The sequence below is a fragment of the Pseudomonas sp. CCI1.1 genome (genome assembly GCF_034348165.1).
Lineage (GTDB): Bacteria > Pseudomonadota > Gammaproteobacteria > Pseudomonadales > Pseudomonadaceae > Aquipseudomonas > Aquipseudomonas paracarnis.
Genome location: NZ_CP133780.1, coordinates 761,407 through 773,472, shown reverse-complemented (window position 1 = coordinate 773,472; position 12,066 = coordinate 761,407). Strand labels below are relative to the sequence as shown.

The following is a 12,066-nucleotide window of genomic DNA, read 5'->3' as shown; positions in this document are numbered from 1 at the left end:
AATGGCGTTGCACGGTTTCCTTCAGGGCTACCGAGGCTATGCCGACACGCAAGCCCTGGGTAATGCCCTGAGGGCCCTTCAAGAAGAAGGCCTTGATCAACTGCCGTTGCCGGGCAGCGGCCAGACCCTGTCCCGCTTGAGCCAACTGGCCCAGGTGGCCGGGCATGACTTGCGCCTGTGCAAGTTGTTCGAAGGCCATACCGATGCCCTGGCGATCATTGCCGAACTCGACAGCCCCTTGCCGCCGCTGGGCAGCACCTGGGGCATGTGGGCGGCCGAGCCGCCGACTGCCAAGGTGCGCGTGCGTCGCGACGGCCAGCGGCTGCTCGTCGAGGGGCGCAAGGCCTGGTGTTCCGGTGCGGCGGTGGTCAGCCATGGTTTGCTGACGGCCTGGGACGAAGAGGACCGCCAGCAATTGGTGGCCGTGGCGATGGATCAGCCGGGCATCACGGTGACGAATGAGGGTTGGAAGGCGGTGGGCATGGCGGCGACCGGTAGCGTCGACATCCTGTTCAGCGCCGCCAGGGGAATTGCCGTGGGCGGCCCGGGGGACTATCTGTCCCGTCCGGGCTTCTGGCACGGTGGGATCGGCATTGCCGCATGCTGGTACGGCGCGGCGCAACGCCTGGGTGAAGTGCTGCGCGCCCAGTGCGCCACACGTGCAGAGCCCCATGCGCTGGCCCACCTCGGCGCGGTCGACAGCGCCCTGAACAGCGCCGCCTGCGTGTTGCGCGCCAGCGCCGCGCAGATCGACCGCGAGCCACGCGCCGATGCGCGGCAACTGGCGCAACAGACGCGTGCGTGTATCGAGGACACCGTCGAGCAAGTGATCCAGCATGTGGGCCGTGGGGTCGGCGCCGGGCCGTATTGCAAGGACCCGCACTTTGCCCAGTTGATGGCGGATTTGCCGGTGTATGTGCGGCAAAGCCATGCCGAACGCGACTTGGCCGCCCTCGGCGAACAGGTCGCCGGCGAGCCCACAGGGAGATGGGCGCTATGAAGCCCAATCCGATTGTTGGCCAGGGCACACCGCTGAGCCACTGGCAAAACAGCGCACGATTGGCCGAGTTGCCGCACATCAGTGTGGCGCAGTTGGTGCCGCCAGGGCATCGAGCGGTGATCGTCGCCCCGCACCCGGATGATGAAGTGCTGGGCAGCGGCGGCTTGCTGCAAGGGTTGGCTGCGCTGGATCGCCCTATCCAGCTGATCTCCGTCACCGATGGCAGCGCCAGCCACCCGGGCTCCCGGCGCTGGCCGGTGGAGCGTCTGAGTGTGGTGCGTCCGCAGGAATCGGCCCAGGCCTTGCACCGCCTTGGCTTGCCGCTGCACAGTTTGAAATGGCTGCGCGGCGGGTTTGCCGACAGCCATGTGGCCGAGCGCGAAGCCCAGCTTTGCGAGTTTATCCAGCGCCACCTCAAGCCCAACGACGTGGTGTTCGCCACGTGGTGCGAGGACGGGCATTGCGACCATGAGGCCGTGGGCCGCGCCAGTGCCAAGGCAACCAAGGCCGTCGGCGCAGTGTTGTGTGAGCTACCGGTGTGGACCTGGCACTGGGCCACCGCCGAAGACCACAAGGTGCCCTGGCATCGGGCGCGCAAGATCCCGCTGACCGCCGAGCAAGTGGCGCGCAAACGCCATGCGATCCACGCCTTTGCCAGCCAATTGGAGGGCGACCCGCAAATCGGCCTGCCACCGGTGCTGGCGCCCTATGTGGTGGAGCGCTTGCTGCAACCTTTTGAGATGGTATTCGTATGAGTGTGGCAACCCCCTACTTCGACCAGTTGTTTGCCGGCAATGACGACCCTTGGGCTTTTCGTCAGCGCTGGTACGAACAACGCAAGCGCGCCCTGACCTTGGCCGTGCTGACGCGGCTGCGCTATGCGTCGATATTCGAGCCGGGTTGTGCCAACGGCGAACTGAGTGCCGAGCTAGCGCCGCGTTGCGACCGCCTGCTGTGTTGCGACACCGCCACCGCTGCGGTGCGTCTGGCACAGGCGCGGCTGGAGCATTTTCCTCATGCCCGCGTGGAGCAGCGTCGCCTGCCAGAACAATGGCCCGGCGGGCAATTCGAACTGATCGTATTGAGTGAGCTTTGTTATTACCTTGATGTCGATGATTTTAATCGTCTGATCGATTGCGCCCTCGCCGCCTTGACCGCTGACGGGCAAATTCTGGCCTGTCATTGGCGAGTGCCCATTGACGGTTGCCCGCAAACCGCCGAACAGGTGCACGCCGTGCTCCAACAGCGTCTGGGTGTAGCACCATTGGTGCAGTACCAGGACCCGGATTTCCTGCTCAACCTGTGGAGCCTCGATGGCACCTCGGTCGCTCGCCACGAGGGTTTACGATGATCGGTATTCTGATCCCGGCACATAACGAAGAAGCCCTATTGGATGATTGCCTGAGAGCTGCGCGGATCGCCGCCAACCACCCGGGCTTGCTGGGTGAAGCGGTACAGATTCTGGTAGTACTCGACAGTTGCAGCGATGCCAGCGCGGCCATTGCCCAGGCCCACGAGGTGCATTGCCTGCACGTGCAGGCCCGCAACGTCGGGCACGCCCGCGGCGTGGGTGCAGGGTACTTGCTGGAGCAAGGCGCGCGGTGGATTTCCTGCACCGACGCCGACAGCCGTGTCGCCCCTGACTGGTTGGTGGCCCAACTGGCCCAAGGTTGCGACGCGGTGTGCGGCACAGTCACCGTGGACGCCTGGAGCGAAGGCTTCGACCCGGCCGCGCAGATTCGCTATCAGCAGGCCTACCAGGCCCACGACGGGCATCGGCATATCCACGGTGCCAACCTGGGCGTGAGTGCCCGCGCCTACGTAGAGGCCGGTGGGTTTGAACCGCTGGAATGCCACGAGGATGTACAACTGGTACGTGAATTGGAGCGTTGCGGTGCCTCCATTGCCTGGAGCCATGCACCGCAAGTGGTGACCAGTGCGCGACTGGATTGCCGGGCTGAGGGTGGGTTTGGTGATTACTTGAAGAGCTTGATGCGGGCTGGGTAAAAACAAAATCGCAGGCAAGCCAGCTCCCACAGGGACCCATGCCAGGCGCAGATTTTGTGGGCAACATAGACCCTCTGTGGGAGCTGGCTTGCCTGCGATGACGTCAGCCCAGCAAACATCGCATCAAAGTTGTGCAGATACCCATGCCTGTCTATGCTCCTAACGCCTCGCACAGCATTCCAGTATTGGCATGCCACGCACTCACCTCAGCGGAGCCTGCGGTGAAGACAAGAGCGTCGTCCCGTCAACGGAGCACGACCCGGTATCAACCGACAAGGATGTGACACCCCATGAAGCCTGCCTCCTTAAGCGAAGGCCGTCGCGGCCCCGCGCAAATCTGGAACACTGCGCCGCAGTTGGCGCAAACCCCCATCATCTCCCTGAACACCCTGGTACCGCCCGGCGCTCGCGTCGTGGTAATCGCACCCCATCCTGGCGATGAAGTGCTGGCGTGCGGCGGTTTGCTGCAACTGCTCAGCACCCACGAGCATCCGCTGCAATTGATCTCCATCACCGACGGCAGCGCCAGCCATCCCGGCTCTCAAGTATGGCCGGCCAGCCGTTTGAGCGTGGTGCGCCCCCAGGAAAGCGCCGAGGCCCTGCGCCGACTGGGCATGCCCTTGCACAGCCTGAAATGGATTCGTGGCGGATTTTGTGACGACGCCCTGGCCGCCCGTGAATCGCCGATGAGCCAATTCATCGCGCGCTACCTGCAACCCGGCGACGTGGTGTTTACCACCTGGCGCAACGACGGCAATGACGACCACGATGCCGTCGGCCGCGCGAGTGCCAGGGCGTGCAGCCTAGTAGGTGCCCAACTGTATGAACTGCCGATCTGGGCTTGGCATTGGCCGGCCCGGGAAAGCGCGGTAATGCCCTGGCAGCGTGCACGCAAGGTCCGCCTGGATACCTGGACCGTCGCGCGCAAGCTGCACGCCGCCCACGCCTACGCCAGCCAATTGGTGGGTGACCCGCAGATCGGCTTACCACCGATGCTCGCGCAGATATTGCTGGAGCGCATGCGCGAGCCCTACGAAATCCTGTTCACCTGACCACCACCCTGTAGGAGCGAGCTTGCTCGCGAAAAACCTCAACGATAACGCGGGCTTACTGAATTAACGCGGCGCTTGCGCGTCTTTCGCGAGCAATCGCGCTCCTACAAACGTTGGGCTTTTCCCTACAGACTCAATCTGCCAAACTGATGCGAATAATTATCAACAGATTTACTATTCGCCACGGAAGGCACTTGGGGAGCCCTACTTTCATGTTTGTGCAACAACGCGGCGGCAACGTTTTTACACCCAGTCTGATGGCAATCACTATCGCTTTAGCAACCTCCAATGCGGCCATTGCCGCCGACGCACCGGCCACCATCGAGCTGGGCGCTACCGAGGTTTCGGGCCAACAGCTTGGCGCAACCACCGAAGGCAGCGAGTCGTACACCACCGGCTCGATGAAGACCGCGACCAAACTGCCGCTGACCTTGCGCGAAACCCCGCAGGCCGTCACCGTGATCACGCGCCAGCGCATGGATGACCAGGCCATGACCAGCATCAACAACGTGGTCAACGCCACGCCGGGGCTGTTCCTCAATTACTCCAACGGCCCTGGGCGACAAGGCTTTACCGCACGCGGTTTCGATATCGACAACCTCATGTATGACGGTATTCCCAGCGGCTACAACGGTGCGTCGGTAGGCGCCCAGCCGAACCTGGCGATGTTCGATCGCGTCGAAGTGGTACGCGGCGCTACCGGCCTGGTGACCGGCGCAGGCAACCCTTCGGCCGCCATCAACCTGATCCGCAAGCGGCCACTGGATGAGCAGAAAGTCACGCTCACCGGCGCCGTCGGCAGCTGGGACGACTACCGTGGCGAGTTCGACGCCTCCAGCCCACTCAATGACAGTGGCACCTGGCGTGGCCGTGTCGTCACCTCTTACCGCGATGCCAACAGTTTTATCGACAAGGCCGAGCAGGATCATGGCCTTTTCTATGCCGTCACCGAAGCCGACCTGAGCGAAGACACCACCCTGACCCTCGGTTACTCGAACCAGAAGGACAAGACCAACTACTTCTGGGGCGCTTCGATGGTCGGCCTGGATGGACGCCACCTGGGCCTGTCGCGCTCTTACAACCCAGGCACCGACTGGGAAAACAAGGACCAGGAAATCAACACCGTGTTCGCAGAGCTGCGCCAGCGCCTGGCCAACGACTGGAGCCTGCAGGTCAACGCCAACTACGCCGAACAGAACGCCTTGTTCTCCGGCTCCTACCAATCGCGCTGGACCAACGACACCCTGGCCCGCACGGTGTACCAGGCCACCTACGATGAAAACCAGGCCGGGCTCGACGCCTTTGCCAGCGGCCCGTTCGAGGCGTTCGGCCGCACCCATGAACTGGTGGTGGGCGCCAGCAAGCGCATCTACGACATGACCACCCACAACTACAGCCCGTACGACCTCAACTGGCCGATCAATGCGGGCAAACCGAACTTCACCCGCACCAACAACGTTCGCGAAGTCACCACCCAGGACGGTTTCTACCTGACCAGCCGCCTGAGCCTGGCCGACCCGCTGAAGCTGATCCTCGGCGCTCGCCTGGACTGGTACGACTACGACAACCGTGATGCCGCTGGCGACTACAAGGTCACCCGCAACCTCACCCGCTACGCCGGCCTGATCTACGATCTGGACGACCAGCATTCGGTTTATGTGAGTTACAGCGACATCTTCACGCCGCAAAAAGACAAGAGCACAGCCGGCACTCCGCTCAAACCCATCGTCGGTAAAAATTATGAGGTGGGCGTCAAAGGCGAATACTTCGGTGGCACGTTGAATGCCAGCGTAGCGCTGTTCCGTGTAGACCAGGAAAACCGCGCCGTGGCCGTGGTGGTGCCCAACTGCCCGCAGGCGTCCTGTGCCGAGGCCTCGGGCGAAATCCGCAGCCAGGGTATCGACTTCGAATTGCAAGGCGCCTTGACCGAAAACTGGCAGGTCGGCGGCGGCTATACCTATGCGCGCACCCACACCATCAAGGACGACGCCAACCCGCAGAAGGTCAACAAACAGTTCGATACCGACATCCCGGAACATCTGTTCAAAGTGACCACCCGCTATAACTTCCAGGGCCCGCTGGAAAAACTCCGCGTCGGCGGCAATATCTCCTGGCAGAGCCGCATGTACAACGACATCAAGCTAGCGGATGGCAGCAACTACCGGCTCCAGCAAGGAGGCTACGCCGTCACTGACTTGATGGCAGGCTACCGGGTCAATCAGCACCTGGATTTGCAACTCAACGCCAACAACATCTTTGATCGCCACTACTACCAGTCCATCTCCAACTCAGTGACTTATGGCGGCGACTCCTATGGCAGCCCCCGCAACATGATGTTGACTGCCAAGTACAGTTTCTGAGCCTCATGCCCACCTCGGCTGCCCGCTCGGGCAGCCGTTCTTAAAGTCCCGCGCCCGCGTGCCGATAACGCGTGGGTAACCGGCAACAATCCTGAACATCTGCTTCACTCCACAGCGGCGCGCCTGTATGGCACACCGCGTGCTTGCTTGACCTCGACGCCCCCTCTCATGGAGTAAGAGTGAATGCCCGTCCGTTTTCTCGAGCACTATCGCAAGGCCGACCGCATCATGCTGGCATTGATCTGGCTGATGTGCCTGTTCTCCCTCGGCCTGGCGTTCTGGCACGACACCCTCATGCAGGCCGTGATCGTCGGTGGCGGCACCGGCGTGGTGCTCACGGCGCTGTATCGCGTGATTGGCGGCACCCGGGTGATGCGCTGTGCACTGGGCGCCGGCTTGATGGTGATGGCGGCGTTGCACATCAACCAGGCGCACGGGGTGATCGAATCCCACTTCGGTATTTTCGCGCTGTTGGCGGTGCTGACCTTCTACCGTGACTGGCTGCCGATCCTGGTGGCGGCACTGACCATCGCGGTGCATCACGTGGTGTTCCATGCCTTGCAACACCAGGGCTTCCCGGTGTTTGTGATGGAGCATCACGGCGGCTGGACCATGGTGTTCGTTCACGCCTTCTATGTGGTGATGGAGACCGTTGCCCTGCTCTACCTGGCCGTCCATAGCCAGGCCGAAGCGGTGGAGAGCCAGGAAATGCTTGAGAAAATGCTCGCCGTCACCTCGCAGTTCACCGTGGAAACCGCCCAAGGTGAAGGCAAGGCCCACGTATCCCTCGCCAAGCGGTTCGACCACTTCCTGCAGCAACTCACCCACCTGATCGACGGCGTCGCTCGCGACTCCCATGGCCTGGGCCAGCTCGGCCAAGAACTGGCCAGCGCCAGCGGCACCCTGGAAAAAGGCGCACGGCATCAACTGGCGCAGATCGGCGAAATGACCGGCTCGATGCAGCGCATGGAAGACGCCATGGGCCACATTACGGTGCAGGTCGAACAGGCGGTGGAGCATGCAGGCCAGGCCAGCCAGCAGATTGTGCGCGGCCAGGAAAGCGTCGGCCGCGCCCAGCATGAAATCAGCCAACTGGCTTCGCGTATCAACGGCACCGAATCGACAGTGGAGTCCCTGGCAGTGCAGGCAGAGCAAATCGGCTCGGTGCTGGAAGTGATCAGCAGCATCGCCAACCAGACCAACCTGCTGGCCCTCAACGCCGCCATTGAGGCCGCCCGCGCCGGCGAGCAAGGCCGTGGTTTTGCCGTGGTGGCCGATGAAGTGCGCAGCCTGGCCCAGCGCACCGCCCTCTCCACCCAGGAAATCAAGAGCATCATCGAGGGCCTGCAACACGGCAGCCGCCAAGCCGTCGAAGCCATGCACGCCAGCCGCGAAGGCGTAGAGCGCTGCGTGGCAGACAGCCAAGAGGCGGTGGACATGCTACGGGCGGTGGGCGAGGACATCGCGCACATCGACCAACTCAACGGCCACATCGTCACCACCACCCGCGAGCAGACCTCGGCCAACCTGGAGATCGTCGAGCGCTTGCAGTCGGTGCAAAGCATCGCCCAGAACACCGCCGACGACGTCGAGACACTCGCCCGCAGCAGCGAACGCCTGCCACCGATCGCGGTGCGGCTGGATGCGTTGGGGCGCAGGTTTCATCCTTGAACCCAATCCGAAACACGGCGAGTCAAAGAGAATAGGTGGATATACCGCTGGAGTGCATCAAGGTTCCAGATGCGGAGCCATCAAAGCGGCAAACCAATCGATGAACGCGCCAAGGCGACGAGAGCGTTGGCGGCGAGTCGGGTACAGGGCTGAAACGCACATGGGGGCCGGCCGATAGGCCGTCATCACCTCAACCAATTCGCCGCTGTCCAATAAATGCTGAACATCGAACAACGGCACCTGAATCAAGCCAAGCCCTGCACAGCATCCTGCGATATAGCTTTCGGCATTGTTGACCACCACGCGGCTCGGCATCATGACAGCCTGCGCGGTGCCATCGACGCAATATTCCCAGGCCGTTTCCTGGCCGCCTGCGCTCGTGCTGTAGCCGATACAGACATGCCGGTTTTGCAGATCGCAAGGCTGTGTGGGCACCCCGAATTCCGCCAAGTAGGCGGGGCTCGCGCAATTGACCAGCAACACCTTGCCCAACGGTTTCACCACCAGGCTGCTGTTCTGCGGGGTGCCAAAACGAATGACACAGTCCACGCCTTCCTGTACCAGATCAATGGCGCGATCGGTGGAGCCCAGGCCGAGTTGGAGCTCAGGGTAGCGGCGGAGAAACTCGCCCAACGCAGGCATCACCAGGCGCCGCGCTATGCGGCTGGGCACGTCCACTTCCAGACGGCCCATGACCTGTTCCTGATGGCGGTTAAACAGTTGGTCGATATCATCGATGTCCAGCAAGACCTGGCGCGCCTTCAGCAGTAACTGGGTGCCATCGGCGGTCAGGGAGACCTTGCGGGTTGTCCGGTGCAGCAGTCGAGTGCCGGCATTGGCCTCCAGCTGTTGAATGGCGGCCGACACGCTCGCGCGTGGCAGCCTCATCAGCCGTGCCGCTTGTATAAAACTGCCAAGCTCTGCGACCTGAACGAAGACGCGGTACTGTTCGATTCTATCCATGGACTCTCAATGCTCGGGGGGCACGGATCGATCGGCGCTCACCACGTCTGCGCCAGCGCGTTAACCGTTTACTTGGTGGTGTAGCCGCCATTGATCAAAATTGTCTGGCCCGTCACCCACCACCCGTCACTGACCAGGTTACGGATGAACGGGACCACATCCTCGATATCTGTCAGGCCCGTGCGCGAGAACGGCGACAGCGCAGCAGCCGTCTTGTGGTAACTGACCGCATCCTCACCTTCGGCCGGGTAGAAGAACGGCGTGTCCATGGGACCCGGCCCTACTGCCGTGACCGAAATCCCCCGAACGCCCAGCTCCTTCGCCGCCGCCCGCGTGAATTGCTCTACCGGCGCCTTGCTGCCGGCATACGCCGCGTAGAAGGGGGTGAAAGCGCCCAGCAATGAAGTGACGATAGTGCAGATCTTGCCATTGTCATTGAGGTGGTTGCCGGCTTCCTTGATAAAAAAGAACGCAGTCTTGGAATTGACGGCCATCATCTCGTCGTACTCCGCCTCCGTGATTTCAGCCATTGGCTTTTTCAGCACCTTGCCCACGGTATTGATCGCGATGTCCGGCCTGCCAACTGCCGCGACGGCATCATTGAAGAGTTTTTCCATCGCCCCCGCCGTGGTCAAGTCCGCTTGCAAAGCGACAGCCTTCGCGCCTAGCGCCTCGATTGCGGCAACGGTTGTGTTCGCGTCAGCCTGGCTGGAGGCGCTGTTGTAGTGCACGACCACAGCCTTGGCGCCATGCTTGGCCAGATCGCGGGCGATCAACCCTCCGAGGTTCTTCGCACCACCCGCGATCAGTGCAACCTTGCCGTTGATTGAATGATTAGGCATGACAACATTCCTTTAATTGGGAGAAGTACGCCGCCATTCTAGAGTGCCCCTCGACAAAGATAAGCACACCTTGGCTGGATGCAGTGTCCAGAGATATTGCCTAATCACAAAGGCCCTATCGGTGAATGAAAAGGATGTGAGGTACGCTACACTCCGGCCTTGCACACCGGCCAAGGAAGCCCCCATGAGTACTCGTGGCAGAGACCGACAGATCGACAATATCGAATTCAACGTAAGCGACATTGCCCGCAGCAAAGCCTTCTACGGCGCTGCATTCGGCTGGACATTCGTCGACTACGGCCCCACCTACAGCGAGTTCAGCGATGGCCGGCTCACGGGTGGTTTCACCACCGGTGAGACTGTGCGGCCGGGCGGGCCCTTGGTTATCTTGTATGCCGATGACTTGGACAGTGTGCAGCAGCGGCTTCAACAACTGGGTGCGGTGATTACACGCCAGACGTTTGCGTTTCCAGGAGGCCGCAGATTCCACTTTACCGACCCGGATGGGTATGAACTGGCGGTGTGGAGCGTTGCGCCGTGATCCAGCGCTTTCGCTGTATCGCTGAAGCTCGACATCTCCAACCGAGAACAGGTTGCGTTGTGTGAGCCTGTTCTGGGTTTCAAAGCTGTTGCAGCTTGCGCTGCAAGCGGGCCATGTACCGATTGACGATCAGTTTGTGCGCCGGCCCCACCGGCAGCATGTAAAGGCGCCCGAAGGTGTTGTGGGTGATCACCGATGAAGTGATCGTCAGCACACGATCAGCAATTGAAAGGCAAATCATCACATCCAGGTGCCGGTCACGCTCAGTCAGCACCAGCCTATCCGGCGCGCAGTCCTCTACCAGGAAAAATCCAGCCGCTCACCCGCTTGCACCGTCACGCGCCGATTGCCGGAGAACCCGCCGATGCGCTTTACGCCAAATCTTGAAGAAATCCCATCCCTGATCCGAAAGGCCAATCGCAACAGCGACCCCGGTTCAGCGGTCATGATGTTCCAGGCTTCCAGCGCGCTGATCTCAGTCGGCAATAGCACCGACCTGCAATCGTAATAATCGAGTTCAGACGGTGCACCCAACGTGTGACTGACAGAGTTAGTCGCCAAGGTTTTTCCGTCCATGACCAAAACAGGGATTTGCATCATAACGCTTCAAGCGAGATGCTGCGCTAAGCTCGACAGGGTCTGTGTAATCCAAACGGAGTACCCATTATGGAATACGACGAAAAACTGATTGAGGAAGCCGTACTTGCCCTGCTGACCACCTTCAGCTTTGATAACGGCAACTCATGGCAAGGCCACGACTTTCAAATAATGAACCGACTCCACGAGCAAGGTTTTATCAGTAATCCGGTGAACAAAAACAAATCCATTTGGTTGACGCAGGAAGGCTTGGAACGGGGCAGGCAAATTGCCGATCGGTTGTTTGGCGCGGCACCTGAAGCGCTCGCGGGGCCATAAGCCCAGCTACGGAGTGTTAAACCGCGCTTCATGCGTTTATCCTCAAGACTCCCCGACCTGCCAACCCGGAGCCGCCATGGACCTCGCCACCCTCGCCCTCTTCCTCCCCGCCTGCTTCGCCCTGAACATGGCCCCCGGCCCCAATAACCTGCTATCCGTGAGCAACGCTACCCGCTATGGCTACCGCACCTCCTGCCTCGCCGGTCTCGGCCGTCTGCTGGCCTTCGCCGGCATGATCGCCCTCGCGTCCGCTGGCCTGGCGGTGGTACTGCAAACCTCGGAGTTGTTGTTCTACGGGATCAAGATTCTCGGCGCGGCGTATCTGTTTTACCTGGCGTATCAGCTATGGCGCGCAGACCCGCAGCAGCAGGTGGACACCGCAACGGGGAAGGTGGGCCTGTGGGCCTTGGCACGGCAGGAGTTTCTGGTGGCGGCGGGCAACCCCAAAGCGATCCTGATTTTCACCGCCTTCCTCCCGCAATTCGTGGTGCCCGGCCAACCTATCACCGCGCAATTTGCCCTGCTGGGTGTGATGTTCCTGGCCCTGGAATGGGTCGCCATCAGTGCCTACGCCTATATGGGCCTGCATATGCGTCGCTGGTTTGCCGAGCCGAAGGGCAAGCGCCTGTTCAATCGCTGCTGCGCAGGTTTGTTGTCAGCGGCCGCGGCGGTATTGTTGACTGCGCGCAGGGCGTAACCGCGGTGGGAGCGCCCC

General features: G+C 61.5%; 12 protein-coding genes and 1 pseudogene. 10 read left to right on the top strand and 3 right to left on the bottom strand.

Going from position 1 to position 12,066, the window contains the following annotated elements:
* Nucleotide 1: 1 nt before the first annotated feature.
* The 7 genes from RHM69_RS03405 (at nucleotide 2) to RHM69_RS03375 (ending at nucleotide 8,090) form a co-directional block, all read left to right on the top strand.
* Nucleotides 2–1,000 (top strand): acyl-CoA dehydrogenase family protein, encoded by a 999-nt coding sequence (locus tag RHM69_RS03405; RefSeq protein WP_200599728.1) that lies wholly within the window; start codon nucleotides 2–4, stop codon nucleotides 998–1,000.
* On the top strand, nucleotides 997–1,755 hold the full coding sequence (locus RHM69_RS03400) for a PIG-L deacetylase family protein (protein WP_038450289.1): 759 nt from the start codon (nucleotides 997–999) through the stop codon (nucleotides 1,753–1,755). The genes RHM69_RS03405 and RHM69_RS03400 overlap by 4 nt, the downstream gene beginning before the upstream one ends.
* A complete protein-coding gene (locus tag RHM69_RS03395) occupies nucleotides 1,752–2,351 on the top strand; it encodes an SAM-dependent methyltransferase (RefSeq protein ID WP_014718613.1) in 600 nt (199 codons plus the stop codon). Before RHM69_RS03400 ends, RHM69_RS03395 begins: the two co-directional genes overlap by 4 nt.
* Nucleotides 2,348–3,007 carry a glycosyltransferase gene (locus RHM69_RS03390; protein ID WP_014718614.1) on the top strand — a complete coding sequence of 220 codons (660 nt, stop codon included), beginning with the start codon at nucleotides 2,348–2,350 and terminating at the stop codon, nucleotides 3,005–3,007. Before RHM69_RS03395 ends, RHM69_RS03390 begins: the two co-directional genes overlap by 4 nt.
* Nucleotides 3,008–3,297: 290 nt before the next feature.
* The gene (locus RHM69_RS03385; protein WP_014718615.1) at nucleotides 3,298–4,059 is read left to right on the top strand and encodes a PIG-L deacetylase family protein; all 762 of its coding nucleotides are present in this window, start codon (nucleotides 3,298–3,300) and stop codon (nucleotides 4,057–4,059) included.
* Between the two features lie 212 nt (nucleotides 4,060–4,271).
* Nucleotides 4,272–6,419 (top strand): TonB-dependent siderophore receptor, encoded by a 2,148-nt coding sequence (locus RHM69_RS03380; RefSeq protein ID WP_200599730.1) that lies wholly within the window; start codon nucleotides 4,272–4,274, stop codon nucleotides 6,417–6,419.
* Nucleotides 6,420–6,602: 183 nt separating this feature from the next.
* Nucleotides 6,603–8,090: a methyl-accepting chemotaxis protein gene (locus RHM69_RS03375; RefSeq protein ID WP_133633661.1), complete on the top strand. Its 1,488-nt coding sequence runs from the start codon at nucleotides 6,603–6,605 to the stop codon at nucleotides 8,088–8,090.
* Nucleotides 8,091–8,147: 57 nt separating this feature from the next.
* Here the strand turns inward: RHM69_RS03375 and RHM69_RS03370 are convergent, their stop codons facing one another.
* Together RHM69_RS03370 and RHM69_RS03365 are read right to left on the bottom strand one after the other, a co-directional pair.
* On the bottom strand, nucleotides 8,148–9,053 hold the full coding sequence (locus tag RHM69_RS03370) for a LysR family transcriptional regulator (RefSeq protein WP_200599732.1): 906 nt from the start codon (nucleotides 9,051–9,053) through the stop codon (nucleotides 8,148–8,150).
* A gap of 68 nt (nucleotides 9,054–9,121) precedes the next feature.
* Complete coding sequence (locus tag RHM69_RS03365) at nucleotides 9,122–9,895, bottom strand: SDR family oxidoreductase (protein ID WP_014718619.1); 774 nt, start codon at nucleotides 9,893–9,895, stop codon at nucleotides 9,122–9,124.
* Nucleotides 9,896–10,079: 184 nt separating this feature from the next.
* Between RHM69_RS03365 and RHM69_RS03360 the strand changes: the two genes are divergently transcribed.
* Nucleotides 10,080–10,436: a VOC family protein gene (locus tag RHM69_RS03360; RefSeq protein ID WP_003191611.1), complete on the top strand. Its 357-nt coding sequence runs from the start codon at nucleotides 10,080–10,082 to the stop codon at nucleotides 10,434–10,436.
* A 79-nt stretch (nucleotides 10,437–10,515) separates the two neighbouring features.
* On the opposite strand, the pseudogene RHM69_RS03355 reads toward RHM69_RS03360, so the two are convergent.
* A pseudogene (locus tag RHM69_RS03355) lies at nucleotides 10,516–11,036 on the bottom strand (DUF2867 domain-containing protein).
* Between the two features lie 66 nt (nucleotides 11,037–11,102).
* Here RHM69_RS03355 and RHM69_RS03350 point away from each other — a divergent pair.
* Entirely contained in the window at nucleotides 11,103–11,351 is a 249-nt protein-coding gene (locus RHM69_RS03350; protein WP_106111201.1) for a DUF6429 family protein, read from the top strand.
* A 76-nt stretch (nucleotides 11,352–11,427) separates the two neighbouring features.
* Nucleotides 11,428–12,048, top strand: a complete 621-nt coding sequence (locus RHM69_RS03345; RefSeq protein ID WP_133633658.1) for a LysE family translocator — start codon at nucleotides 11,428–11,430, stop codon at nucleotides 12,046–12,048.
* The last annotated feature ends 18 nt before the right edge of the window (nucleotides 12,049–12,066 follow it).